This is a genomic window from Pseudomonas sediminis, assembly GCF_039555755.1.
Lineage (GTDB): Bacteria > Pseudomonadota > Gammaproteobacteria > Pseudomonadales > Pseudomonadaceae > Aquipseudomonas > Aquipseudomonas mendocina_D.
The window spans coordinates 1,857,084-1,881,084 of the sequence record NZ_CP154631.1 but is presented as its reverse complement, the minus strand read 5'-3'; the positions used below and the strand labels follow the sequence as shown (position 1 = coordinate 1,881,084).

At 64.8% G+C, this 24,001-nt stretch carries 23 protein-coding genes; 4 read left to right on the top strand and 19 right to left on the bottom strand.

Annotation, left to right across the window (positions count from 1 at the left end; translation table 11 throughout):
- Positions 1-60: 60 nt before the first annotated feature.
- Complete coding sequence (locus tag AAEQ75_RS08965) at positions 61-1,290, top strand: nucleoside recognition domain-containing protein (RefSeq protein ID WP_343351763.1); 1,230 nt, start codon at positions 61-63, stop codon at positions 1,288-1,290.
- Between the two features lie 21 nt (positions 1,291-1,311).
- Here the strand turns inward: AAEQ75_RS08965 and AAEQ75_RS08960 are convergent, their stop codons facing one another.
- The 16 genes from AAEQ75_RS08960 to AAEQ75_RS08885 form a co-directional block, all read right to left on the bottom strand.
- Positions 1,312-1,893 carry a hypothetical protein gene (locus AAEQ75_RS08960; protein ID WP_279922158.1) on the bottom strand — a complete coding sequence of 194 codons (582 nt, stop codon included), beginning with the start codon at positions 1,891-1,893 and terminating at the stop codon, positions 1,312-1,314.
- Positions 1,894-2,002: 109 nt separating this feature from the next.
- The gene (locus tag AAEQ75_RS08955) at positions 2,003-2,218 is read right to left on the bottom strand and encodes a dodecin (protein ID WP_099524991.1); all 216 of its coding nucleotides are present in this window, start codon (positions 2,216-2,218) and stop codon (positions 2,003-2,005) included.
- A 123-nt stretch (positions 2,219-2,341) separates the two neighbouring features.
- Positions 2,342-4,750 carry a TonB-dependent receptor gene (locus tag AAEQ75_RS08950; protein ID WP_343351760.1) on the bottom strand — a complete coding sequence of 803 codons (2,409 nt, stop codon included), beginning with the start codon at positions 4,748-4,750 and terminating at the stop codon, positions 2,342-2,344.
- A 96-nt stretch (positions 4,751-4,846) separates the two neighbouring features.
- Entirely contained in the window at positions 4,847-5,788 is a 942-nt protein-coding gene (locus AAEQ75_RS08945) for a FecR domain-containing protein (RefSeq protein WP_343351759.1), read from the bottom strand.
- Positions 5,785-6,291: a sigma-70 family RNA polymerase sigma factor gene (locus tag AAEQ75_RS08940; RefSeq protein WP_343351757.1), complete on the bottom strand. Its 507-nt coding sequence runs from the start codon at positions 6,289-6,291 to the stop codon at positions 5,785-5,787. Before AAEQ75_RS08940 ends, AAEQ75_RS08945 begins: the two co-directional genes overlap by 4 nt.
- Positions 6,292-6,373: 82 nt before the next feature.
- Positions 6,374-8,791 carry a TonB-dependent receptor gene (locus AAEQ75_RS08935; protein ID WP_343351755.1) on the bottom strand — a complete coding sequence of 806 codons (2,418 nt, stop codon included), beginning with the start codon at positions 8,789-8,791 and terminating at the stop codon, positions 6,374-6,376.
- A 254-nt stretch (positions 8,792-9,045) separates the two neighbouring features.
- Positions 9,046-9,969 (bottom strand): FecR family protein, encoded by a 924-nt coding sequence (locus AAEQ75_RS08930; protein WP_343351753.1) that lies wholly within the window; start codon positions 9,967-9,969, stop codon positions 9,046-9,048.
- A complete protein-coding gene (locus AAEQ75_RS08925) occupies positions 9,966-10,487 on the bottom strand; it encodes an RNA polymerase sigma factor (protein ID WP_143505011.1) in 522 nt (173 codons plus the stop codon). The genes AAEQ75_RS08930 and AAEQ75_RS08925 overlap by 4 nt, the downstream gene beginning before the upstream one ends.
- Positions 10,488-10,589: 102 nt before the next feature.
- Positions 10,590-11,477, bottom strand: a complete 888-nt coding sequence (locus tag AAEQ75_RS08920) for a LysR family transcriptional regulator (RefSeq protein WP_343351751.1) — start codon at positions 11,475-11,477, stop codon at positions 10,590-10,592.
- Positions 11,478-11,568: 91 nt separating this feature from the next.
- Complete coding sequence (locus AAEQ75_RS08915) at positions 11,569-12,177, bottom strand: cupin domain-containing protein (protein WP_256836505.1); 609 nt, start codon at positions 12,175-12,177, stop codon at positions 11,569-11,571.
- A gap of 150 nt (positions 12,178-12,327) precedes the next feature.
- The gene (locus AAEQ75_RS08910) at positions 12,328-13,041 is read right to left on the bottom strand and encodes a DUF1989 domain-containing protein (protein WP_143505014.1); all 714 of its coding nucleotides are present in this window, start codon (positions 13,039-13,041) and stop codon (positions 12,328-12,330) included.
- A 27-nt stretch (positions 13,042-13,068) separates the two neighbouring features.
- Entirely contained in the window at positions 13,069-14,301 is a 1,233-nt protein-coding gene (locus AAEQ75_RS08905; protein WP_143505015.1) for a M20 family metallo-hydrolase, read from the bottom strand.
- The gene (locus AAEQ75_RS08900) at positions 14,298-15,104 is read right to left on the bottom strand and encodes an amino acid ABC transporter ATP-binding protein (protein WP_106737890.1); all 807 of its coding nucleotides are present in this window, start codon (positions 15,102-15,104) and stop codon (positions 14,298-14,300) included. The genes AAEQ75_RS08905 and AAEQ75_RS08900 overlap by 4 nt, the downstream gene beginning before the upstream one ends.
- A 4-nt stretch (positions 15,105-15,108) precedes the next feature.
- Entirely contained in the window at positions 15,109-15,744 is a 636-nt protein-coding gene (locus tag AAEQ75_RS08895; RefSeq protein ID WP_343351744.1) for an amino acid ABC transporter permease, read from the bottom strand.
- Positions 15,745-15,755: 11 nt separating this feature from the next.
- Positions 15,756-16,412 carry an amino acid ABC transporter permease gene (locus AAEQ75_RS08890; protein WP_343351742.1) on the bottom strand — a complete coding sequence of 219 codons (657 nt, stop codon included), beginning with the start codon at positions 16,410-16,412 and terminating at the stop codon, positions 15,756-15,758.
- 10 nt (positions 16,413-16,422) lie between these two features.
- Positions 16,423-17,268 carry a transporter substrate-binding domain-containing protein gene (locus AAEQ75_RS08885; protein ID WP_143505018.1) on the bottom strand — a complete coding sequence of 282 codons (846 nt, stop codon included), beginning with the start codon at positions 17,266-17,268 and terminating at the stop codon, positions 16,423-16,425.
- Positions 17,269-17,612: 344 nt separating this feature from the next.
- Between AAEQ75_RS08885 and trpB the strand changes: the two genes are divergently transcribed.
- On the top strand, positions 17,613-18,824 hold the full coding sequence (trpB, locus tag AAEQ75_RS08880) for a tryptophan synthase subunit beta (protein WP_343351739.1): 1,212 nt from the start codon (positions 17,613-17,615) through the stop codon (positions 18,822-18,824).
- The gene (trpA, locus tag AAEQ75_RS08875) at positions 18,821-19,630 is read left to right on the top strand and encodes a tryptophan synthase subunit alpha (RefSeq protein WP_343351737.1); all 810 of its coding nucleotides are present in this window, start codon (positions 18,821-18,823) and stop codon (positions 19,628-19,630) included. The genes trpB and trpA overlap by 4 nt, the downstream gene beginning before the upstream one ends.
- A 149-nt stretch (positions 19,631-19,779) precedes the next feature.
- Here trpA and AAEQ75_RS08870 read toward each other — a convergent pair whose 3' ends face one another.
- From AAEQ75_RS08870 to AAEQ75_RS08860, 3 genes are all read right to left on the bottom strand, one after another.
- Positions 19,780-20,205, bottom strand: a complete 426-nt coding sequence (locus tag AAEQ75_RS08870; protein WP_343351736.1) for a hypothetical protein — start codon at positions 20,203-20,205, stop codon at positions 19,780-19,782.
- Positions 20,195-20,797 carry a nucleotidyltransferase domain-containing protein gene (locus AAEQ75_RS08865; RefSeq protein WP_343351735.1) on the bottom strand — a complete coding sequence of 201 codons (603 nt, stop codon included), beginning with the start codon at positions 20,795-20,797 and terminating at the stop codon, positions 20,195-20,197. The genes AAEQ75_RS08870 and AAEQ75_RS08865 overlap by 11 nt, the downstream gene beginning before the upstream one ends.
- Before the next feature lie 131 nt (positions 20,798-20,928).
- Complete coding sequence (locus AAEQ75_RS08860; RefSeq protein ID WP_343351734.1) at positions 20,929-22,365, bottom strand: SulP family inorganic anion transporter; 1,437 nt, start codon at positions 22,363-22,365, stop codon at positions 20,929-20,931.
- A gap of 155 nt (positions 22,366-22,520) precedes the next feature.
- Between AAEQ75_RS08860 and AAEQ75_RS08855 the strand changes: the two genes are divergently transcribed.
- Entirely contained in the window at positions 22,521-23,996 is a 1,476-nt protein-coding gene (locus tag AAEQ75_RS08855) for a DASS family sodium-coupled anion symporter (RefSeq protein WP_343351733.1), read from the top strand.
- The last annotated feature ends 5 nt before the right edge of the window (positions 23,997-24,001 follow it).

Below are 24,001 nucleotides of genomic sequence, written 5' to 3'. Positions count from 1 at the left end.
TTCTTCCTCAGGGAGAAGGCGATCAGGGAAGGCTTCGCTTGCCAATCTAGGGGGATCGCAATGCTCAACGGTCTGTGGCTGAGCTTTTTTCTGCTGGGAGCCGCTGCCGCTCTGGCACGCTGGCTGATTGGCGGTGATGCAGCCGTATTCGGCGCAATGGTCGAAAGCCTGTTCGCCATGGCCAAGCTCTCGGTGGAGCTGATGGTGGTGCTGTTCGGCACCCTGACACTCTGGCTGGGGCTACTGCGCATCGCCGAAAAGGCCGGGCTGGTGGATCTGCTCGCACGCATGCTGGGCCCATTGTTCGCCCGCCTGATGCCGGAAGTGCCACGCGGCCATCCAGCGTTGGGGCTGATCAGCATGAACTTCGCCGCCAACGGCTTGGGGCTCGATAACGCTGCCACGCCCATCGGCCTCAAGGCCATGCGCGCCTTGCAGGATCTCAACCCCAGCGCCACCACGGCGAGCAATGCACAGATCCTGTTCCTGGTACTCAACACCTCCTCACTGACCCTACTGCCGGTATCGATCTTCATGTACCGCGTGCAGCAAGGTGCTGAAGATCCCACGCTGGTATTTCTGCCGATCCTGCTGGCGACCAGCGCGTCGACCCTGGCAGGCCTGCTGGCGGTATCGGTGATGCAACGCCTGCGTTTGTGGGACCCGGTGGTGCTGGCCTACCTGATTCCCACCGCGCTGCTGCTCGGCAGTTTCATGGCCCTGCTCGCCGGCATGAGCGCCACGGCGCTGGCGGCGCTGTCATCGCTGCTCGGTAACCTCACCCTGTTCGGCTTGATCCTGATGTTTCTGGTGGTCGGCGCGCTGCGCAAGGTGGCGGTGTACGAGAGCTTCATCGACGGTGCCAAGGAAGGCTTCGACGTGGCCAAGAGCTTGCTGCCGTATCTGGTCGCCATGCTCTGCGCCATCGGCGTTCTACGCGCATCCGGCGCGCTGGATTTCGGCCTCGATGGCATTCGCTGGCTGATCGAAGCGCTGGGCTGGGATACCCGCTTCGTCGATGCCCTGCCCACTGCGCTGATCAAACCCTTCTCCGGCGGTGCCGCTCGCGCCATGCTGATCGAAACCATGGAGAACTTCGGCGTCGACAGCTTTCCGGCGCTGGTTGCGGCGACGGTGCAGGGCAGTACCGAAACGACGTTCTACGTGCTGGCGGTGTACTTCGGTGCGGTCGGCCTGCAGCGCGCCCGCCATGCCGTGGGCTGCGCCCTGGTCGCCGATGCGGCCGGGATCATCGCCGCCATCGGCGTGTGCTACTGGTTCTTCGGCTGATCGCTCCGAAGTCAGGGCCGCTCAGTCGGCGCCAAACCCCAGTTTGTCGCTCGCCCAGCTCAGCAGCGGATCGCTGTGCTGGTATTCGCGCAACGCCAGCAGCTTGGGCGCGATGAATGCCTCGAAGTCCTCGGCCTGTTCGAAGTACACGCCGGTGAAAATGGTGAACATCGATTTATTGCCGACCGTGGCATAGAACAGGTTGCCCACCGGCTCACCGTCCTGGGTCAGCAGCTTTAGGCTGGCGCGGCTGGCCAGCTTGGTGTCCAGCGGTAGATCCTGTTGTACCAGCCCGCTGTCACGCAGGCCGAACGAGGCGCCGAACGTCTCGGCGTAGCTGGTCATCAAGGCATCACCGGCGCGCGGGTAGAGGGAGACACCGCTGTAGAGGTAGAACCAGTCGCTGCCCGCGCTCTCGAAACTGAGGTCTATGCTGCGCGCAGCGTAGGTCACCTGCTTCTCGTAGCGCCCCTCGTCCGGGGCCTCGTAGGCGGCGAAATCCTCGCCACTGAGCAGCAGTCGGCGCTCCTCGGCGAGAGGCGGTTCGTTGTCGACGCAGCCCGCGAGTGCGAGCAGGCTGAGCAGCAGCACGAGTCTGAACATGGCATTCCTCCCTGAATTGGCCCGCGCAGCTTGCCCGAACCGAGCACACCTCGCCAGCGACAGCCCTCGTCGCTGTGCGCGGTGCCACAGCCTTGCGCCTGAGTGCCTGTCAGCTACCGCTCAGGCGAAAGCCAACCTTGAGCGTGACCTGGTAGTGCCCAACCTTGCCATTCTCGATGTGGCCACGGGTGTCGATCACCTCGAACCAATCCATGTTGCGCACGCTCTTGGCGCATTCGGCCAGGGCATTTTCGATGGCTTCCTCGATGCTGGTGCGCGACGAGCCGACGATCTCGATCTTCTTGTAGGTGTGGTGAGTAGACATGACGGACTCCTGAGTGGTGAAGGTTCTTGTTCAGACTAGCTCGCCCCGTAGAAGTGTCATCTGTCGCACCCTAATCCGGCCTGCTGGAAAGCCGCCACGGGCTTTCCAGCGCCTTGGCTGGAGTTAGAAGTCCACCTGGTAGCCCAGGGTGAAGGTGCGCCCACGACCCTTGAAGTTGTAGTCGTTGGCGATACGTGCCGACTGCGAGTAGTAGGTGAAATAGTCCTCGTCGAGCAGGTTGTCGATGCCCAGCGACAGGCTGCCCACCGGCAGGCGGCGGCTGACGCTGGCCGAGAGCAGGGCGTAGCCGTCGAATTCCAGGCGCGGGTCGTCGAAGCTGCGGCTGACGTAGTAGTTGTATTGCAGGTAGCTCGACCAGTCGTCGTTCCAGTTGGCCTGCCAGCCCAGGCTGTACTGGTCCGGCGAGATGTTCAGGCCGGTCAGGCGAGTATCCACCTTGCCGTCGCCATCGGTGTCGGATTTACCCTGGCTGTGGGCGTAGCTGCCACGCAGGCTGTGGCGGTCATCGATATGCCAGTTGCCGGTCAGCTCGTACCCCTGGATCTCCACTCGCTCGCGGTTGGCGATGTAGTTGCCGTCGCTGTTCACCGACAGGCGCTCGCCGACGCTGGAGAAGGACTCGTAATAGCTCAGTTCCATGTCCACGCGGTCGAAGTTCAGACGCAGGCCCACTTCACGCGAACGGGTGACGATCGGTTCCAGCTCCAGCAGGCTTTCCACCTCCAGCCCCGGTTCGTCCAGCCCGCGCAGCACACGGCCGATGTCAGGCATGCCGAAGCCTTCGGAGTAGCCGCCGTAGAGCTGCGCCCAGTCGGTGGCCTGGTAGGTGAATCCGTAGTTGCTCAGGGTTTTGCCGAACGACACCTTGCCGCCGGTGACGCTGACCCCGCCGGCGTTGTTGGTACCCCACACGGTGCGGAAGTCATCCACGTCGAGCTCGGAATGCTCTCGGCGCACGCCAGCCATCAGGGTCAGCTTGTCGGTCAGGTGCAGGTCGCCCTGGAGGAAGCCGGCCTGGTTGTCGTAGGTGGACGGCGGCACATAGCTACGATTGGTCTGCACCAGCACCTGCTCACCCTTGTCACGCATCAGATCGAGGCCACCGGTCAGATCCAGCAGACCATCGAACAGGCCTTTGCGGCGCAGGGTCAGCTTGCCGCCCCATTTCTCCGAGTCACTGCGGCTTTGCTCCCACAGGGTGCCGACCGGCGCTATGTTGGGGTCCTGGAAGGTCGCTGAGATCAACGCACCGAACTGGCCACGGTAGCGCTGGTGATAGAGCTGCATATCGAGCACGTTGCCGTACAGGTCCTGATTGCTGTAGCTGAAGGTGTACTGGCGGTTCTCGTTGAACGCCGGGTCGCCCTGCGGATCACCCTTGCGCGCGGTGGTGGGAATACCGGCGGCGCGGTCGCCGAGCACCGGCACGTAGTCGTTGTTGCCCTTGAGCTCGTAATGGTTGGCACTGAATTGCAGGTGCTGCACGTCGTCGATCCAGTAGCCGAGCTTGAACATCAGATCGTGGTCGCGGGTGTCCTGGATCTCGCCCGGGTAGGCGACGCCAATCAGCTCGTCGTTGGCATCGTAGAACGCACCGCGCTCCTGCCAGGTGGCACCGAACAGCGTCTCCCAGTCACCCTGCTGGGCGCTGAGTCGGTAGTTCATCTTGTAGCTCAGGCCATCCTTGCTGAAGCGGTCGTCGCTCTCCAGGCTGACCCCGGCGTGCTGGCTGACGCCGTTACCTTCGGGCCGACGGCTGATGAAGTTGACGATGCCGCCGGTGGCGCCGCCGCCGTGCTCGGCCGAGGCGCCATGAATCACCTCGATGCGCTCGATCTGTGCCAGGTCGATGGTATAGCTGCTGCGCCCGTCGTTGCGGATCGAACTGGCTTGCGGCACGCCGTCGACGAGAAATTGCGGGGTGCGCCCACGCAGCGTCTCACCGGCGTTGGACATCTTCTGCCGACTCGGCGAGTAGGACGGAATCAGGTTGCTCAGCACCTGGCCCGGGTCGCTGCTCAGCGCCAGCTGCTGCTCGATCTGCTGGCGGTCTATGACGGTCACGCGCTGCGTGGTCTCGCCCACTGCACTGTCACTGCGCAGCGTGCTGACGGTCATCGCTTCCAGCTGCAACACATCACTACCCAGCTTACTTGGCGCGGGCAGCGCTTCGAGGCCGTAGACCCCATCAGCCTGGCGCACCGCGCGCAAGCCGCTGCCCTGCAGCAGACGGGCAAAGCCGTCCTCGACCTGATAGGGGCCCTGCAGACCCGGGCTGTCTTGCCCCTGCAGCGCGCTGGCATCGAACGACAACGCCACGCCGGCAGCGCTGGCATAACGGTTGAGCACCTCGGCCAGCGGGCCGGCAGCGATGTCGAAAACCTGTATCTGCACGGCAGTCTCGGCGGGTGCAGCGCTGGCCAGCGGCACGGCCAGCGCCAGACCGGAACAGAGCAGGGCGGTTTGCACAGCGAGGGTTAGCGAATGCAGGTTGCAGCGAGGTTGACGCATGGATTTCCCCTGAGAACGAAAGGCCTGTAGCCGAGATGTCAGGAGGGCCGATCCAGTCGAGAAAAAAGTGCAAACGACAATGAATATTTTTGCTAATTAAACCTTTGGCACCAGCGTCACCCAGTAATCGCTGCGCCGCACCACACGCAGCGGGAAGCTGTGTTCCAGCGCCGCCAGGGCACGATCGGTATCCGCCAACGGGAAGCTGCCGGACACCTTCAACCCGGCCAGGGACGGGTCGATACGCAGCACGCCATGGCGATAGCGCGCCAGTTCGGCGATCACCTCACCCAGCGGCTGATCGAGGGCGATCAGGCTGCCCTGCGTCCAGGCCGTCGTGGCGGCATCGTTGGCACGCGGCGCCCCGAGTCGTTCGGCATCGAAATGCAATTGCTGTCCGGTAAGCAGCGGCTGCATGGCTTGCAGATGCCGCAGCGGCGCGACCTCCACCCGCTGCTCCAGCACCGCGACGCGGCAGCCCTGCTCGTCGCTGCGCACGCAGAACCGCGCGCCCTCGCTGCGCACCACGCCGTGACGGGTTTCCACCAGCAAGGGGCGGGCTTCGTCGAGGCTTTGGATCAGCGCCTCGCCACTGACCAGGCGCAACAGGCGGCGCTGCCCATCGACATGCCATTGCGCGGCGCTGGCCGTGCCCAGCATCAGTTGGCTGCCATCGCTCAACTGCCATTGGCGGCGCTCACCCACGCCACTGCGGTAGTCGGCCAGCCAGTAGCGGCGCGTGTCGCTGTGCCAGGCGAACCAGCCCAGCGGCAGCGCCAGGCCGACCAACGCCAGGCTGCCAAGCAGGCGGCGTCGGCCATGGTCGACGCCACGCAGGGTCGACGACGCAATGGGGCCGGGCAGCAGGCCCAGCTGTTCACGCAGTTGCTCGATCTGTTGCCAGGCCTGACGATGAAGCTCGTCGGCGTCGTACCAGCGCTGCCAGGCCTGCTGCTCATGGGCATCGTTGTCGCCGGCACACAGCCGCGCGTACCAGTTGCTGGCGGCCTTGAGCGCCGCGCGCTGCTCCTCGGTCACGGCTGCCAGCCTGCCTGCAGCAGGCAGCAATGCTCCACAGCGCGGGCCATGTAGCTGTTCACGCTGCGCAGGGAAATACCCAGCCGCGCGGCAATCTGCGCGTAGGTGAGGCCGTCAAGCTGGGACAGGATGAACACCTCGCGCACCTTGCGGCCGAGACCGGCGAGCAGACGATCGACCTCCATCAGCGCTTCGAGGAGCAGCGCCTGATGCTCGGCGCTGGGGTGTTCGGCCTGCGGCTGATTGGCCAACGCTTCGAGATAGGCTTGCTCCAGCGAACGCCGCCGCAGAAAGTCGACCATCAGCCCCCGCGCCACGGTGGCTAGGTAATCACGTGGCTCGCGAATGCTCGCTGCATTGCCGGCGCGCAGCAGGCGCACGAAGGTGTCCTGCGCCAGGTCGGCGGCATCGCAGCCGTTGCCCAGGCGCCGACGCAGCCAGCCCTGCAGCCAGCTGTGATGATCGCGGTAGAGGGAGTGCAGCAGCTGAGCGTCAGCGGGCATGCGCAGGATTTCTTAACAAATAACAATGAATCGCATTGTCATTCGTCCCGTGGCGCTTGGCAACCTCGCCGCAGCGTCCGGCTCAGAACTCCACTTCGTAACCTAGGGTGAAGGTGCGCCCGCGGCCTTGATAGTCGTACAGGTAGGCCGGACCGTACGCTGGCGAATAGAACAGCGCGGCGCGCTGACCCCAGACGGTGCTGTAGCGCCTGTCCAGCAGGTTCTGGATACCGACGCTGAAGGTACCGAAGTCGGTGTCCTGACGCGCGCTGAGGTCGAAGGTGGTGTAACCCTCGATGCGATGTCCGGCGTCGTCGCTCAGGTCCATTGCGTGGTTGCCCTGCAGGCGCAGGCTGCGCCGCTCGTCGCTCCAGCCCACGAATGCGGTGGTCTTGGACAGCGAAGCGTAGCGCGCATCGCGTTTGATCCAGTCGCCGTCGTCGTCCTCCTCTTCGGAGCGCACCAGGTGCAGGGTGGTGCCGGCCTGCCAGCCGCTGTCGAAGTCGCGGCTCAGCGCGGCCTCGAAACCGAAGTCGCGGCTCTTCTGTTCGTCGACATTGATAGTCAGGGTGGCGCTGTCGGTATTGATCACCTTGTCCGACCAGATGTAGTAGAACGCCGCCTGAGCCTGCCAGTAGGCATCGTTGAAGCGCCAGCCCACCTCCACCTGGCGGCTCTTGATGCCGGCCAGCGGATTGTCCGCCACCGACAGTCCGGCGCGGCCGTAGTACTTGGCCGGATCGGCCAGCTCGAAACCTTCGCTGTAGTTACTCCACAGTTGGTGACCGTTGGCGAAGTCATAGAGCGCGCCGAAGTTGTACAGGCCGACTTCATAGTCGTTGCTGCCGCCGGGTACGCCGCGAAAATCTCCGACCTCGACATCCATGTGCTGCTGGCGGGCGCCGGCGGACAGGCTCAGGTGCTGGGTCAGTTGCCAGTCCAGCTGGGCGTAGGCCGACAGCCCGTCGACCACATAGCTGGGGTAGCGCGCAGCGCTGCTCTGGGTGTCCAGTTCCAGGCCGCCGCTGTCCGAAGAGCGCTGTGCATCGAAGACCTTCTGCGTAGCGTTGAAACGCTCATGATCGAGATCCAGACCATAGGTCAGCTTGATATCGTCCCACTGCTTGCTGAACAGCCCCTTGAGGCCGCTGACCTCGAAGTTCTGCTGCGAGCCGGCGAAGTAGATGCCGTTGCTACCCCGCGGACTGCCGGCATTGTAGTAGGGGAAGGGGTAAAAGTTGTTGTCCTCGCGGCGGTAGTAGCCCTGCAGGTAGAAGTCCTGGCCGAGCAGCTCGCTGTTGCGGTAGCTGGCGTTGATCAGGGTGCGGCGGGTGCGCGGCTTGAGGTCGGTGTCGAGACCGTTGCGAATCTCGGCATCATCGAGGTCCGAGGGCGCGTTGGCGTTGAGGTTGGGGAAGTAGATGCCGGTGCTGCCGTCGTTGCCGGAGTCGTAGTACTGCGCCAGCAGGTCGAGCTGCTGAGTGTCGTCGAGGCGCACGGCGAGGTTGCCGAGCACGTCCACGGAGCGGTTGTACTGCAGGTCGGTCTGCGTGTTGTCGAGGAACACCTGCTCGCCGTCGGCATCGTAGAAGGCTTCGTTCTTCTCCAGGGAGACGCCGAGGCGGCCCTGCACGCGCTCGTTACCGCCGCTGACCGCCTGCGCCAGGCGCGTGGACAGGTCATCGCTATTGTTGAAGCCGCTGGTGACGCTGGCGTTGCTTTGAAAGCGCGCCGGGCCGGCTTCGCCTTTACGCGTGACGATATTGATGATGCCGCCGGTGGCGCCGCCGCCGTACAGAGCGCTGGCGCCGGATAGCACCTCGACGCGCTCGACGTTGAACGGGGCGATGCTGTCGAACTGGCGCGAGAGGCCGCGCGAACTGTTCTGGCTGACGCCGTCGATCATCACCAGCACGCCGCGCCCGCGCATATTCTGGCCGTAGTTGGTGCGGCCTTCCGGGCCCAGGTCGAGGCCTGGCACCAGCTTGCCAAGTGCCTCCTTGAGGCTGACGCCGGTGTCGAGCTGCTCGCGCAGCTGCTTCTGCTCGACTACCCAGACGGTGCCGGGAATAGCGCTGATCTGCGTCTGCGTGCGCGACGCCACCTGGATCTGCATAGCGTCCAGACGCACCCGCTCGCGGTTGCTCTGCGCCTCGCCGCTCGGTGCGGCGGCAGGCGCGGCGTTGCGCTGCAACAGCACGCTGTGCTCATCGGTGAAGGTCCAGCTCACGCCGCTGCCTTCGAGCAGCCGCTGCAGCGCCTCGCGGGCAGTGAAGCTGCCCTGCAGGCCGGGGTTGGGCAGGCCCTGCAGGTCGCTGGAGTTGAACAGCAGGTGCAGCCCGGCCTGATCGGCGAACTGGGTCATGGCACCATCCAGGTCGCTGGCGCTGATGTGCAAGTCATAGCGGGTCGGCTCGGCGGCCTGGGCCAACGGCCAGGCAGTGCCGATCAGGGTCGCGAAGGCGAGGGCGCGGTGCAGGGCGGAAACGGGATGGCGCATGGCGGGTTATCCGTGTCGTGGGGCAGTTTCGTTTTTGGGAATAAGTCGCGTTCCCTTCTACGACGAAACGCCCGACACGATCCTGCAGTGCCGGATGAAAATTATTTTGCCGGGCCAGCTATGGCTCAGCCTCGGCCCCGGATTGCATCCGGGCTACCGACTGGCCAGACAACTGTAGGAGCGGCTTCAGCCGCGATTCACGCTTCGAAAGGCTCGCCACTGAATAACGCCTCCCTCAAGACGGCGGTCGAACCTCAGCGCGGCTGCACCAGCACCAGCCAGGGCAGGCGGGTGATGCGCAGCGGCTGCAGGCGCTCCAGATTGGCCAGCAGGGCTTCTGGCTGGTCGAGATCGACCACGCCGCTGATGCGCTGTTCGCGAAGCGCGGCATCCTCGATGAGGATGCGCCCCGGCAGGTAGCGCTCCAGTTCGGCCAGCACTTCGCCGAGCGGACGCTGATTGAAGATCAGCTTGCCGCGCTGCCAGGTACTGGCGTTATCCAGGTCCAGCACCTGCAACGGCCCGGGCGCCTGCTGCTGGCGATAGTCGAGCCGCTGGCCGGCGTCGACGCTCACGCCCGGCGCCGCGCCGCTGCGCACCTGCACCACGCCTTCGCTGACCTCCACCTGCACCCGATCGGCGCGCAGGGCAACATCAAACCGCGTGCCCACAGCGCGGACCTGCCCGTCGGCTGCCTGCACCACGAACGGCCGCTGGGCATCCTTGGCCACCTCGAACAGCGCCTGGCCGCGCTGCAACTCCAGGTCCCGGGCGTCGGCGGAGTAGCGCACCGACAGCGCGCTGTCGCTGTTGAGCCAAACCCGGCTGCCGTCCTCCAGCTCGATCAGGCGGCGTTCCCCGACTGCGGTGTAATAGTCGGCGCTGAGGTTCTCCAGCAGTTGCGGACGACCGAGTAGCGTCAGCAACAGGCCCAGGCAGAGCGCCGCAGCCATCGCCGGCAGGCGCCAGCGGCGGATGGGGCGGTTGCGCTGACGATGGCGGCGGGCGGTGTCGGTGTGTTCCAGCGCGGCCCACAGCGCCTCGGCGTCGCGGGCGGCGCGCGCATGCGCCAGGCTCTGTCGACGCCAGCGCTGCCATTCGGCGCGCGCAGCGGCCTGCTCGCCACCGGCATGCAGGCGCAGCAGCAGTTCGCTGGCCTGATCGTCGAGCTCGCTCATGCGTCGGCCTCCTCTTCGCTGCGCCACTGCCGGCAATGGCGCATGGCCTGGATCAGGTACTTGCCGACCATGCTCTCGGAGACCCCAAGGCGCGTGGCGATCTGCGCGTAGGTCAGGCCGTCGAGGCGATTGAGCAGCAGGGCTTCGCGGACCTTGGCCGGCAGGCTGGCCAGCGCCGCGTCGAGGCGCGCCAGATCTTCTTGGGCGAGCAGACGCGACTCCGGCTCGGCCAGCGGATCGCTGAGCTGCTCGAGAATCTCGCCGTCGTCCTGTTGTTCGGCCAGGCGCTGGTCACGCCGCAGGTTGTCGATGGCCAGGTTGCCGGCCACGCGAAAGACATAGGCGCGCGGATCGCGCACCGCATCGCCGTCATCCTGATGGGCCAGACGCAGCCAGGTGTCCTGGGCGACATCGGCGGCGCGTTGCGAGTCGCCCAGGCGCCTGGCAAGAAAGCGCAACAGATCCTCATAGTGGATCTGGAAGCTCTTGAGCAAGGGCGAGGAAAAGCGGCGGCGCATGTAAATCGCGAATCTCTCGAGAACCGACCGACTGACGGGCGATGAAAAGGGCCGGCAAGCATACATGCTAGTGCGAATACTTATCACCATCGATTTGCTGGCTCAGCCCGCTCTCCGCAATTCGCGCCGCAACCAGTCGGCCAGGCGCTCGCTGCGGCTATCGCCGGGGCGCGACCAGAGCGCCAGTTGCGCCGCGGTGTCGGTAAAGCCCCAGGGCGCAACCAGACGGCCTGCCGCGAGGTCGTCGGCCACCAGCAGCTGTGGCGCGATGGCCACGCCGAGGCCGGCAGCGGCCGCTTCGAGCAAGTAGTAGAGGTGCTCGAAGCCCTGCCCATGCCTGAGCGCAGCCGTTGCCAACCCTTGCGCATGCGCCCACTGAGGCCAGGCTTGCGGGCGCGAAGCGGTGTGCAGCAAGGGCTCGCCGAGCAGCGCCGCAGGTGCCTGCCCGGCAAGCTCGGCATGCCGCGCATAACGAGGGCTGAGCACCGGCCCGATGCGCTCGGGCGCCAGCGCGTATACCTGCATGTCAGCCGGCCAGGGCGGCTCGGCGAACAGCAGCGTGGCGTCGATACCCGGGCGGCGTGGGTCCAGCTCGCCCTCGCTGGCCGACAGTTGCAGGTTGAGCTCCGGCAACTCGCGCTGCAGGCGATCCAGGCGCGGGATGAACCAGCGCGCCAGCAGACTGCCGGGGCAGCCGAGAACGAAGGGCCGCTCTTCCTGCTGACGGCGCAGATCGGCGCACACGCCACGCAAGCGCTCGAAGCTTTCCGAGGTGACATCGCGCAGGCGCAAACCGGCATCGGTGAGTTTTACGCCGCGCCCGTCCTTGTCGAACAAACTGACCCCGAGCTGTTCCTCCAGTGCACGAATCTGCCGGCTGATCGCGCCGTGGGTGACATGCAGCTCATCGCCGGCACGGCTGACGCTCTGCAGGCGAGCGGCGGCCTCGAAAGCGCGCAGGGCATTGAGTGGTGGAAGGTCTCGGCTCATATCGAGTGAATTTTCCTGACAAGTCGGAAAACTCTAATGATTTTTCTGCGGCCTGACCATGGCCGCCTGGCAGCGGATGCATCGGCCCCGATCAGAAGGTGACCGGCGTATTGACCCAGAGAATGCGGGCCTCGCTATCGCCACCGTTGCGGTAGCCGTGAGGCAGGTTGCTGGGGAAATGGAAGGCATCGCCAGCCGTCAGGCTGTAGGTCTGCTCGCCGATGGTCAGTTCAATGCTGCCGGTCAGCACGTAGCCCATTTCCTCGCCTGGGTGTTCGATCAGACCGTCACTGGCCACGCCGGGCGCAACGATATGGATATTGCCCTGCAGCAGCCCACCCTTCTGCAGATGCGTGATGCGCTCCAGGCCGATATCGCCGTCCTTGTTGCGTTTGACGAAACGCTTCACCGGCCTGTCGCCGGCACGCAGCACGGGCTCGTCGGAGACCCATTCCTCGGACGTGAGCGTCGACACGTTGCTGCCCAGCGCGCCCGCCAAACGGTGCAGCATGGCCAGCGAAGGCGAGGCCGCATCGTTCTCCAGCTTGGAGATCAGGCTTTCCGAGCAGCCAGCGGCAACCGCCACCTGCTTGAGCGTCAGCCCGGCGACCTTGCGCGCATGGCGCAGGCGCATGCCCAGGCTGGGCAGGCCATCGGTGTGGTGAGCCTTGGTCGAAGGGGTAGGACTGGGTTTGCGCATGTACATCTCGATCAATGGATGACAACGGGTACAGCCACGAACGGCACAGTATCGCGCAAGGCGCTCACGGAATTAAGCCGTGCACGGCCTTGGCGCGACTTTGTACGTTATGCCAGGCCCATGCCAGCGAGGTACAGGCCTGGCAGCAGGTCAGCCGGCGCTGACCACGAAGTGCACTTCCACCGGGTTCAGGTCGTTGATCGGCACGATGTCCTGCGGGCAGGCGGACATCACCACCACGCAGTCCATGGCTGCCTGGATCTCGACGTAGTCACCGGCCTTGGAAACCGGCGGCAGCCACTCGATGCTGTAGTCCGCCTTGACCGGGATATTCATCCACAGGTTGAACGGCTGTGGCACTTCGCGGGCGCGCAGGCCGATGGCCTGCAAGGCAAGGCGCATGTTGTCGGCGCAGCTGTCGTGATATCCCTCGACACCGAGGTTGGTGTAGCGATGCAGGTCGCAGGCGGCGATCAGGGTGTCGTGCACGCCCGGCGAGGTGTCGGTCAGCAAGGTGCCGATGGTGCGGCGACGGTTGCTGAACAGCTCGTCACCTGGCTTGGGAATGACGCGGTCGATGTGCGCACGGGCGTGTTCCATGGATAGGAATTCGCTGAGGTCTTCGCTGTTGAACAGCCAGGTGTCGCAGACCTGGGTGCCGTGGGTGTTGATGATCTTGATTACCTCACCGGCCTTCAGGCGCACGGCGCGGCCGCAGCGCGCCGGCACGGTGTAGGTCTTGCCCAGCTCCGGCGTGCCGTCGGCAGACAACGGCTCGTTGAGGGTGGCGTTGATGCCCAGCGCGGCGCCGTTGTCGGGCTGGCAGCAGCTGGGATAGTCGTGGGCGTGGTTGGAATGGCTCATGGTCGCTCCTAGATGGGCAATGGCAGGTCAGGCTTGTTCGGCCAGTTGGACGAGGCTCCAGGCCAGCGCACGGGCGCCGGCTTCGAGCTGGGAGGGTTCGGTGTATTCGTTGGGGTTGTGGCTGATGCCATCGCGGCTGGGCACGAAAAGCATGCCGGTGGGGCAATGCCCAGCCAGGTACATGGCATCGTGGAAGGCACCGGAGCGCAGGCTCAGGGACGCCTCACCCGTGGCATCGGCGGCCTGCTGCAGCAGCTCGACGATGCCGGCCTCGAAGGCAACCGGCGGATGGCTGAACAATGGCTGCAGCTCGGCGCCTTCGGGCAGGCAGTTCGGCAACTCGGCGTCGAAAGCCTCCAGCACGGCCGGGTCGGCATGGCGGAAGTCGATGCTGAAGGTCACGTCGCCCGCCACGGTATTGATCGAATTGGGTTTCACCTGCCAGCGGCCGAAGGTCAGTCGCTGTTGGGCACCGGCCAGGCGCTCGGCCAAGGCCTCGATGGCCGGCAGGCAACGCGTGGCCTCCAGCATGGCGTCACGGCGCATGTCCATCGGCGTGGTACCGGCGTGGGCCGAGGCGCCCTGGCAGCGAATCTGATACCAGCGCACGCCCTGGATACCGGACACCACCCCCAGTGGCACCTCGGCTCGCTCCAGCACCGGGCCCTGCTCGATATGCAGCTCGACGAAGGCATGGGCGGCGATCTTCTCGCGCAGCGGCAGGTCGGCGAAACGCTCGGCATGGGCGTCCAGCGCCTGCGCCAGGCTGATGCCATTGGCATCGAGGCTGCCGCGATAGGCACCCATGCGCTGTGGCTCGACGAAGGCACTGGAGCCCATGGCCCCCGGGCTGAAACGGCTGCCTTCCTCGTTGGTCCAGACCACCAGCTCGATAGGCCGGCGCGTACGCAGATTCTGGTCATGCAGGGCCAGCAGGCATTCCAGCCCGGCCATAACGCCGTAGCAGCCGTCATAACGGCCGCCGTTGGGCTGGGTATCGATATGGCTGCCGGTCATCACCGGCGGCAGGTCTTGCAAGCCGTCGCGGCGAATGAACAGGTTGGCGCAGGCATCCGTCCACACCCGGCAACCGATGCGCCGGGCTTCGCCGATCAGCCAGGCGCGGGCGTCGAGATCCTCCGCCGAAAGCGCCTGGCGATTCATCCCGCCGCCCTCAAGGCCGCCGAAGTCGGCCAGGGTTGCCAGCAAACCCTGCAGGCGTTCACCACGCACGGCATTCATCACCCGTACAGCCGTCATGCCGTCACCTCCGCACGCGGGCTGAGGCTGCGGTTGAACCAGGGCTTGAGAAACTGCTTCAGGCGCTCGGTGGCCGGTTGCTGGAACATCTCGCCCGGCGCGCCGGTCTCGACGATGCGTCCGGCCTCCATGAACACCACCTGGCTGGAAATCTGCGCGGCAAAGCTCATCTCGTGGGTGACCATGACCATGGTCATGCCATCGTCGGCCAGGCTGCGGATCACCTGCAGCACTTCCTCGACCAACTCCGGGTCGAGCGCCGAGGTCGGCTCGTCGAGCAGCATCAGTCGCGGTTTCACCGCCAGCGCCCGGGCGATACCGACACGTTGCTGCTGACCACCGGAAAGCCGCGCGGGGTAGGCATCGGCCTTGGCCGCCAGGCCGACACGCTGCAACGCGCTTTCGGCCAGGGCACGCGCTTCGCCCTTGTTCATGCCCTTGCCCAGCAGCAGGGGCGCCATGACATTCTCCAGCACGGTCATGTGCGGCCACAGGTTGAATTGCTGGAACACCATGGACAGCGGCCGACGCACCTCGGCGATGGCCGCGGGGCTGTCCTGATCCCGCGGTTTGCGACCCGGGCCGCTGTAACCGAGCAGTTGGCCGTCGATCCACACCTCGCCTTCGTCATAGGCCTCGAGAAAATTCATACAGCGCAGCGCGGTGGTCTTGCCCGAACCGGACGGGCCGATCAGCGAGACGATCTCGCCCGCATGCACACTGAGGTCGAACCCCTGCAGCACGCGGTTGGCGCCGTAGGACTTGCCCACGCCGCGCAGTTCAAGAAGGGGGAGGTTGCTCATCGATTCATCCTCGCAGGTAGCGCGTGGCACGCCGGCCAAGCCCGGCGGCAACGAAACCGACCAGCAGCGTCAGCAGCCAGTACGAAAGCACCAGCAGCACATAGGGCACGACATAGGAAAAGGTGCTGGACACGATCTGTCCGGCGGTCATGGTCAGTTCCGGCACGGTGATGATCGACACCACCGCGCTCTCCTTGATGGTCAGGATCACCTGGTTGCCCAGCAGCGGCAGGGCGAAGGCCATGGCCTGCGGTGCCTGGATATGCCAGAAGGTCTGCACGCCACTGAGGCCGTGCACGCGCGCCGCCTCCAGCTGCCCGTTGGGCACGCTGGCCCAGGCCGAACGCAGCAGTTCGGCGAAATAGGCCGCGCTGTACAACCCCAGCGCCAGGATGCTGGCCTGCACCGCATCGAGGGTCAGACCCAGCACCGGCAGGCCAAAGTAGATCAGCAGCAGTTGGGCCAGGAACGGTGTTCCGCGCACCAGCCAGACGTACAGCCGATACAGGCCGATGAAACCGGGCACGGCCAGGCGCGGGGCATTGAGCACGAAGCCCAGCAGCAGACCGAAGGCCGCGCCGGCAAAGCTGATGCCCAGGGTGACCAGCAACGCCTGACCGAAATCGGGGAGGTAGTTCATCCAGTTCTCCATCAGTTGCGGGCCTGCCAGCGTCGTTCCAGCTCACGCCCGAGCAGGGCCAGCAGGCTGGTCAACGCCAGGTAGAACAGCGCCGCTACCAGGTAGACCTCGAGCGGTCGGTAGGTCTGCGATACCAGCTGCTGGCTGACCCGCATCAGGTCGGTGATGGAGATCACCGAGACCACCGCCGAGACCTTGATCACGTCGATCAGCTCGGAGATCAGCGCCGGCAGGGTCAGGCGCAGCACCTGCGGCAACTGGATATGCAGCAACATGCGCCAGCGGCTGATGCTGAACACCGCCGCGGCTTCCAGTTGCCCGGCCGGGATGGCGGCGAAACCGCTGCGCAGAATCTGCGACTGGTAGGCCGCGGTATTCATCGCCAAGGCCAGGCCTGCCGCGACCAGCGCCGGAACGTCCAGCCCCAGCCCGGCGGGCAGATAGAACAGCAACAGCAGCTGCGCCAGCATTGGCGTACCACGAAAGAAACTGACGTAGACCCTGGCGAACGCCACGCAGCCAAGGCTGCGGCTATTGCCCAGCAGGTAGATCAGCACGCCGAGCACGAAGCCCAGCAGCATACCGGCCAGGCACAACCACAAGGTCGTCAGCGCGCCATCAAGCAAAGCCGGCCAGTAGAGCGCGAAGCGAGCGCCAAAATCATTCATCAGCGGCGACTCAGATGCTCGGCTCAGGCATGGCGTCAGCAGGCACGTCCATGCTGAAACCGAACCATTTTTCCTGCAGGGCCTTCATCGTGCCGTCGCGGTTGGCGCGGCCGATCCCTTCGCTGAACAGCTTGACCAGACTGGCGCTGTCCTCGCCCTTGCGGCCGACCCAGCCGTAGTAGGTCTTCGGCCCGAGCATTTCATTCAGGGTGACGAACAGGCCCGGGCGCGACTTGATCAGCGGCCCCAGGTTGGACAACGACTGCGCCACACCATCGAGACGGCCGAGCGCCAGGTCGGCATAGGCTTCATCGAAGCTGACGTACTCACGAATACCTCTGAGGCCCGGCTGGCCTTCGGCCTTGAGCTTGGCGTCATAAGCCATCAACACCTGCAGCTGGCCGGAACCGCTCTGCGAGCCGACGATCTTGCCATTGAGGTCGCTCAGGCTGCTGACCGAAGCATCGTCGGCACGCTTGAGCAGCGCCACGGTGGACTCCGCAATCGGCGCGGTGAAGGCGAACTGATCGAAGCGCGCCTTGTTCACCGTGACCGAGGTGACCACGAAATCGAACTTGCCGGTATCCAGGCCCGGCAGAATGCCCTGGAAGGGCAGATCGAGTTGCTTGACCTTGACGTCTGGCAGATCCTTGAGCACGTAATTCATCAGATCGACGCCATAACCGACGATCTTGCCGTTCTCCACCGACTCGAACGGTGCGAAGCGGGCTTCGGTAGCGATGGTGATCTGTTTTGCCTGCTGGATGCGTTGCAGCAGGTCATCGGCCTGGGCCAGGGAACTGGCAAGCAGGGTGACCAAGGCGAATGTCAGGTTTTTCACGGCACGGCGATGCATGGCGAGGCCTCTTCTTGAAGAGATGGATATTTATTCAAGTGACTTGAATGAATTTACAAAGGCATGAAGCATGCCAACCCTTCAAAAGGCCGCCAGACGCAAGAAATGCACAGCACGGGAGGGTCATTACGCACCATCGGCGAGCAAAGGAGTGCATGCATGGACTGCCATGGTGCGCGCCACCGCCAAGCGGCCGCGGCATCGACGCGTGATATTTCCTCACAGGTCAGAGCGAAGCTATCGCTTTTCTCACGCCCCCTGCGGCGTTAGTCTGCGGCCATCGACAGACGCTTCGGCCATGCCCGTCAACTGGCGGCAAGCCCATCAAATCTCAGGAGCACGCCATGACCTCATTTCGCACCGGCCCCGACGCTCGCGGCCTGTTCGGCCGCTTCGGCGGTCAGTTCGTCGCCGAAACCCTGATGCCGCTGATCAACTCGCTGGCCGCTGAATACGAGAAGGCCAAGAGCGATCCGGCCTTCCTCGAAGAACTGGCCTACTTCCAGCGCGACTACATCGGCCGCGCCAGCCCGCTGTATTTCGCCGAGCGCCTGAGCGAGCACTTCGGCGGGGCGAAGATCTACCTCAAGCGCGAAGACCTGAACCACACCGGTGCGCACAAGATCAACAACTGCATTGGCCAGATCCTGCTGGCCAAGCGCATGGGCAAGCAGCGCATCATCGCCGAGACCGGTGCGGGCATGCACGGCGTGGCCACCGCCACCGTGGCTGCGCGCTTCGGCATGCAGTGCGTGGTGTACATGGGCACCACCGACATCGAGCGCCAGCAGGCCAACGTTTTCCGCATGAAGCTGCTCGGCGCCGAGGTGATCCCGGTCACCGCCGGCACCGGTACCCTCAAGGACGCCATGAACGAAGCCCTGCGCGACTGGGTGACCAACGTCCACAACACCTTCTACCTGATCGGCACCGCTGCCGGCCCGCATCCGTATCCGGCCATGGTGCGCGACTTCCAGTCGGTGATCGGCAACGAAGTGCGCGAACAGATCCTGGAGAAGGAAGGGCGCCTGCCCGACTCACTGGTGGCCTGCATCGGCGGCGGCTCCAACGCCATCGGCCTGTTCCACCCCTTCCTCGATGACGAAGGCGTGCAGATCGTTGGCGTCGAAGCCGCCGGTCACGGCGTCGATACCGGCAAGCATGCCGCCAGCATGGCCGGTGGCGCGCCAGGCGTGCTGCACGGCAACCGCACCTTCCTGCTGCAGGACGAGGACGGCCAGATCACCGACGCTCACTCGATTTCCGCCGGCCTCGACTACCCCGGCGTCGGCCCGGAACACGCCTGGTTGCACGAGATCAAGCGCGTCGAATACGTGCCGATCAGCGATGACGAAGCGCTCACCGCCTTCCACCAGTGCTGCCGTCTGGAAGGCATCATCCCGGCCCTGGAAAGCGCCCACGCGCTGGCCGAAGCCTTCAAACGCGCACCCAAGCTGCCTAAGGATCACCTGATGGTGATCAACCTGTCCGGTCGTGGCGACAAGGACATGCAGACCGTGATGCACCACATGGGCGAACAGGAGAAACACGCATGAGCCGCCTGCAGAACCGTTTCGCCGAACTGAAAGCGGAAAACCGCGCCGCGCTGGTGACCTTCATCACCGCAGGCGACCCCGACTACGCCACCTCGCTGAGCATTCTCAAGGGCCTGCCGGACGCCGGCGCCGACGTGATCGAGCTGGGCATGCCGTTCACCGACCCGATGGCCGACGGCCCGGCCATCCAGCTCGCCAACATCCGCGCGCTGGCCGGCAAGCAGGGCATGCAGCAGACGCTGCAGATGGTGCGCGAATTCCGCCAAGGCAACCAGAGCACGCCGCTGGTGCTGATGGGCTACTACAACCCGATCTTCGTCTACGGCGTCGAGCGCTTCATCAGCGACGCCAAAGAGGCCGGCGTCGACGGTCTGATCGTGGTCGACCTGCCGCCGGAGCACAACGACGAGCTGTGCGAACCGGCGCAGAGCGCAGGTATCGACTTCATCCGCCTGACCACGCCGACCACCGATGATGACCGCCTGCCCACCGTACTGGCCGGCAGTTCCGGCTTCGTTTACTACGTGTCGGTGGCTGGCGTGACTGGCGCCGGTGCGGCGACTATGGATCATGTCGAAGAAGCCGTGGCGCGCCTGCGTCGCCACACCGACCTGCCCGTGTGCATCGGTTTCGGCATCCGCACCCCGCAGCACGCCGCCGAAGTGGCCAAGCGCGCCGAGGGCGCGGTGGTTGGCTCGGCGCTGATCGACAAGATCGCCGAGGCGCAGAGCCCGCAGCAGGCCATCAACGGTGTGCTCGGCCTGTGCCGCGAACTGGCCGAAGGGGTGCGCGGCGCGCGGCGCTGATCCGCTCTCTGGCATACGATAAAGCCGCTGACGGAGCGATCTGCCAGCGGCTTTTTCATGGCTTTGTAGCCTGAGCCGAGCGTAGCGATACCCGGGGAATTGGTTGATGGGTTTCGCGAGGTTCAACCCATCCTAGGTACTCATGTAGATCACGCTACCGCCATGGCTTTCTGTACTTCAGGCAGAAGTGCATCGGTCGCCGCAATCAACTCGGCCAGCAGTGGCTCATCCACATCCATATAACCTTCGTACTCGGCCAGGTTGCGTCGGTCATGGCATAGCGCAAACAGGCGCACTTGCGCCTTGCTGACGGCAAGCGTGTGCGCCAGGCACTGGAACACCAGATAGCGGCGGTCGGAACGATAGCCCTGTAGGCGCAATGCAGTCAGAGCCAGTGCGTGAGCAGCGTTGTAGGCGAGGTCGAAGCGGCTGGCGAATGACAGCGCAGGGTTGTGGGCGTCCTGCAGGCGGTCGACGGCCGAACGCAGCAGTCCTTCGCATTCCTTGCGGTCTGGCGGTTCGACCTTAAGGCCGCCCGTGCGCAGCAGGTTGTCCAGATTGTCGTTATTGCCCATGTTCGGTTCCCTCCGGATCGTGGCCGATCAGCTCGATCTTGTCCTGCTGCGCCACCCGCAGCACGAAACTGTTGCCAGCGGCTTTCCTGGCTTGCCACTCGTGGGGAGTATAGAGCGTCGGGTTGATGGGGCGTCCCAGTTGAGCCTCGACCGGCAGCAAGAGCTCCATCACTTCGGCATAGCTGAGGCCATCGCCAATCAGCATCAAGTCGATATCGCTATCGGCATGTTCACTACCCTTGGCCAGCGAACCATAGACGAATGCCCATGTCAGTTGTCCAGCCAACGGCGCGAGTGCTTCACGCAGCGGGGCATCGATTCCGAAGGTCTTGCGCACGATGCCTTGCAGCTCGGTATAGATCGGGCAATGCGGGTTGGCTTGGTAATGGGTCTGGTTGCCCTGACGGGTCATACTGAGGATACCCACCTGCTGCAGACGCTCCAGCTCACGCATCAGGCTGCCTTTGCCAACCTGTACATGGCGAGCGATTTCATTGGCATAGAAGCTTTGCTGCGGCTTGCCGTAAAGCAACCCCAACACCTTGCGCTGGGTGCCGGTGAACAGCGCTTCGCTTAATGAAAGAGTGTGCATGGGCGACCCAAATGAGTCCCTAAAAGGGAACGATAGTTCCCTTTTAGGGACTTTTCAATGTTCTCTTCGCTCAGTAGCGAGAACGCGGCCAGCATCAGCCGCAGGCAAGGGTATCAGCCACAATTGCGACTCTATTCGCCCGCCCGCTTGAGCAACTGCTTGCAACGCTCGGACAGGTGCACCACGCGCAGGTGCTTGCCGGCGCGCTCGTAGCGCTCACGCAGGGTCTTCAGCGCGGCGATGGCGGAGTAGTCGACGAAGCTCAGGTGGCGACAGTCCAGGGTTACCTGTTGCGGGTCATCGGCCGGGTCGAACTGCGCCAGGAAGGTGGTGCAGGAGGCGAAGAACAGCGTGCCGTGGGCGCGATAGAGCTTGCTGCCATCGGCCTGCATATCGCTGTCGGCGTACAGTTCGCGGGCGTGCTGCCAGGCGAAGTTGAGCGCGGCGATGACGATGCCGCAGAGCACGGCGGTAGCCAGGTCGGTGGCGACCGTGATGGCGGTCACCGCGACGATTACCAGCACGTCATTGGCCGGTACCTTGCCGGCCACGCGCAGCGAGCCCCAGGCGAAGGTCTGCTGCGCCACCACGAACATCACCCCAACCAGCGCCGCCAGCGGGATGCGCTCGATCAGCGGCGAGAGGAACAGCACGAAGAGCAGGATCATCACCCCGGCGACCACCCCGGACAGCCGCCCGCGCCCGCCGGAGCTGAGGTTGATCACCGTCTGACCGATCATCGCGCAGCCGCCCATGCCGCCGAATGCGCCGGAAACCATGTTGGCCGCGCCGAGGGCGACACATTCGCGATCCGGGTGGCCGCGCGTGGCAGTGATTTCGTCGGTGAGGTTCAGGGTCAGCAGGGTCTCCAGCAGGCCGACCAGGGCCATCAGCACGGCGTAGGGGGCGATGATGATCAAAGTGTCCAGCGTCCAGGGAATGTCCGGCAGCATCAGGCTCGGCAGGCCACCAGCGATCTGCGCCATGTCGCCGAGGGTATGGGTCGGCAGCTCTAGCAGGTAGACCAGCGCGCCGATGCCGAGAATCGCCACCAACGCCGGCGGCACCGCGCGGGTCAGGCGTGGCAGCAGGTAGACGATGACCATGGTCAGCGCCACCAGGCCGAGCATCAGGTACAGCGCGTTACCCTGCAGCCAGTGGCCGTCGTGCTGGAAGTGCTCGAGCTGGGCCAGGGCGATGATGATCGCCAGGCCATTGACGAAGCCCAGCATCACCGGGTGCGGCACCATGCGGATCAGCTTGCCCAGGCGCAGCAGGCCGAACGCCAGCATGATCAGGCCGCCGAGCAGCACCGTGGCCAGCAGGTATTGCACGCCGTGTTGCACCACCAGGGCGACGATCACCACCGCCATCGAACCGGCCGCACCGGAAATCATCCCTGGCCGGCCACCGAACAGCGCGGTGAGGGTGCAGATGATGAAGGCGCCATACAGTCCCATCAGCGGATTGACCTGCGCTACCAGGGCGAAGGCGATGCACTCGGGCACCAGGGCGAAGGACGAGGTCAGGCCGGCCAGCAGGTCGGCACGTAGGGAGGCGGGTTTCATGAGCGAGCAGCGTGTGGTCAAGCGAAAGGGCAGGCATGGTAACCCCCGACTCCGCTGACGAACACCCATCAGGCCAGAACACTGACCCGAGGCAATGCATGACCCGCGTCAGCGGTGCATAGTCTGGATTTGCCATTCGTCGGAGTCTCGCCAGCATGTCCGCTAACGCTGCTTCCCCGTCCTTGCGCCTACCCTGGGGGCTGGCGCTCGCGCTGCTTGCCGGCCTGGCGATCATCTTCCTGCCGGAACAGGCCGGATTACCGCTGGCCGGGCAGCGCATGCTGGCAATTCTCGCTTTCGCGGTGATCGTCTGGATCAGCGAGGCGGTGAGTTACGAGGTCAGCGCCATCATGATCCTGGCGCTGATGGCCTTTCTGCTCGGCAGCGCACCGACCCTGGCCGACCCGGACAAGCTCATCGGCACCAAGGATGCCCTGAACATGGCCCTCAGCGGTTTTGCCAACTCGGCACTGGCGCTGGTGGCTTCGGCACTGTTCATCGCCGCCGCGATGACCCAGACCGGGCTGGACAAACGCATTGCCCTGCTGACTCTGTCCAAGGTCGGCGCCAGCACCCATCGCGTGCTGCTCGGTGCCATCGTGGTGACCATTCTGCTCAGCTTCATCGTACCCAGCGCCACGGCGCGGGTGGCCTGCATGGTGCCGATCATGATGGGGGTGATCGCCGCCTTCGGCGTGGACAAGCGCTCGGCCTTCGCTGGTGGCATCATGATTCTGGTGGCGCAGGCCACCAGCATCTGGAACGTCGGCATCCAGACTTCGGCGGCGCAGAATCTACTTACCGCCGGCTTCATGCAGAAGCTGCTCGGCCAATCGGTGACCTGGACTGACTGGCTGATCGCCGGCGCACCCTGGAGTCTGCTGATGTCAGCGGTGCTTTACTGGGTAATCCTACGCGTCATGCCACCGGAAACCGATCGCATCGAAGGCGGCAAGGAGGCCGTGCGCAAGGCGCTCAGTGAACTCGGGCCGATGACCTTCGATGAGCGCAAGCTGCTGGCCATCGTCCTCACCTTGCTCGGTTTCTGGGCCACCGAGGGCAAGCTGCACAGCTTCGACACCGCTTCCACCACCCTGGTGGGCCTGGCGGCGTTGCTGATGCCAGGGCTCGGCGTAATGAGCTGGAAGCAGGCACAGCCGCGCATTCCATGGGGCACGGTGATCGTCTTCGGCGTTGGCATCAGCCTCGGTGGTGCGGTGCTGGCCACGGGCGCCGGCACCTGGCTGGCCAAACTGCTGGTAACCCACCTGGGCATGGATGGGCTGTCGCCGTTCTGGGTGTTCGCCGTGCTCGGTGGCTTTCTGATCATCATTCACCTCGGTTTTGCCAGCGCCACGGCGCTGACCTCGGCGATGCTGCCGATCATGATTGCCCTGCTGCTGCAGCTTGGCGGAGACATCAACCCGCTGGGCATGAGCATGCTGCTCGGCTACGTGGTCAGCTTCGGCTTCCTGTTGCCGATCAACGCACCACAGAACATGGTCTGTATCGGCACCGATACCTTCACCGCCCGGCAATTCCTGCGCACCGGCATCTGGCTGACGCTGGTTGGCTACGGGCTGATGCTGGTGTTCGCCCTGACCTGGTGGCGTTGGCTGGGGTGGATGTAGCGCAG

What these genes read in the sequence shown, in the direction of transcription:
- AAEQ75_RS08935 (WP_343351755.1), bottom strand. Translation starts at nt 8,791, where the DNA reads ATGCGCCATCCCGTTTCCGCCCTGCACCGCGCCCTCGCCTTCGCGACC.
- AAEQ75_RS08855 (WP_343351733.1), top strand. Translation starts at nt 22,521, where the DNA reads ATGTCCGCTAACGCTGCTTCCCCGTCCTTGCGCCTACCCTGGGGGCTG.
- AAEQ75_RS08900 (WP_106737890.1), bottom strand. Translation starts at nt 15,104, where the DNA reads ATGAGCAACCTCCCCCTTCTTGAACTGCGCGGCGTGGGCAAGTCCTAC.
- AAEQ75_RS08955 (WP_099524991.1), bottom strand. Translation starts at nt 2,218, where the DNA reads ATGTCTACTCACCACACCTACAAGAAGATCGAGATCGTCGGCTCGTCG.
- AAEQ75_RS08905 (WP_143505015.1), bottom strand. Translation starts at nt 14,301, where the DNA reads ATGACGGCTGTACGGGTGATGAATGCCGTGCGTGGTGAACGCCTGCAG.
- AAEQ75_RS08930 (WP_343351753.1), bottom strand. Translation starts at nt 9,969, where the DNA reads ATGAGCGAGCTCGACGATCAGGCCAGCGAACTGCTGCTGCGCCTGCAT.
- AAEQ75_RS08940 (WP_343351757.1), bottom strand. Translation starts at nt 6,291, where the DNA reads ATGCCCGCTGACGCTCAGCTGCTGCACTCCCTCTACCGCGATCATCAC.
- AAEQ75_RS08865 (WP_343351735.1), bottom strand. Translation starts at nt 20,797, where the DNA reads ATGCACACTCTTTCATTAAGCGAAGCGCTGTTCACCGGCACCCAGCGC.
- AAEQ75_RS08960 (WP_279922158.1), bottom strand. Translation starts at nt 1,893, where the DNA reads ATGTTCAGACTCGTGCTGCTGCTCAGCCTGCTCGCACTCGCGGGCTGC.
- AAEQ75_RS08925 (WP_143505011.1), bottom strand. Translation starts at nt 10,487, where the DNA reads ATGCGCCGCCGCTTTTCCTCGCCCTTGCTCAAGAGCTTCCAGATCCAC.
- AAEQ75_RS08890 (WP_343351742.1), bottom strand. Translation starts at nt 16,412, where the DNA reads ATGAATGATTTTGGCGCTCGCTTCGCGCTCTACTGGCCGGCTTTGCTT.
- AAEQ75_RS08895 (WP_343351744.1), bottom strand. Translation starts at nt 15,744, where the DNA reads ATGAACTACCTCCCCGATTTCGGTCAGGCGTTGCTGGTCACCCTGGGC.
- AAEQ75_RS08860 (WP_343351734.1), bottom strand. Translation starts at nt 22,365, where the DNA reads ATGAAACCCGCCTCCCTACGTGCCGACCTGCTGGCCGGCCTGACCTCG.
- AAEQ75_RS08965 (WP_343351763.1), top strand. Translation starts at nt 61, where the DNA reads ATGCTCAACGGTCTGTGGCTGAGCTTTTTTCTGCTGGGAGCCGCTGCC.
- AAEQ75_RS08910 (WP_143505014.1), bottom strand. Translation starts at nt 13,041, where the DNA reads ATGAGCCATTCCAACCACGCCCACGACTATCCCAGCTGCTGCCAGCCC.
- AAEQ75_RS08870 (WP_343351736.1), bottom strand. Translation starts at nt 20,205, where the DNA reads ATGGGCAATAACGACAATCTGGACAACCTGCTGCGCACGGGCGGCCTT.
- AAEQ75_RS08915 (WP_256836505.1), bottom strand. Translation starts at nt 12,177, where the DNA reads ATGCGCAAACCCAGTCCTACCCCTTCGACCAAGGCTCACCACACCGAT.
- trpB (WP_343351739.1), top strand. Translation starts at nt 17,613, where the DNA reads ATGACCTCATTTCGCACCGGCCCCGACGCTCGCGGCCTGTTCGGCCGC.
- AAEQ75_RS08920 (WP_343351751.1), bottom strand. Translation starts at nt 11,477, where the DNA reads ATGAGCCGAGACCTTCCACCACTCAATGCCCTGCGCGCTTTCGAGGCC.
- AAEQ75_RS08950 (WP_343351760.1), bottom strand. Translation starts at nt 4,750, where the DNA reads ATGCGTCAACCTCGCTGCAACCTGCATTCGCTAACCCTCGCTGTGCAA.
- AAEQ75_RS08885 (WP_143505018.1), bottom strand. Translation starts at nt 17,268, where the DNA reads ATGCATCGCCGTGCCGTGAAAAACCTGACATTCGCCTTGGTCACCCTG.
- trpA (WP_343351737.1), top strand. Translation starts at nt 18,821, where the DNA reads ATGAGCCGCCTGCAGAACCGTTTCGCCGAACTGAAAGCGGAAAACCGC.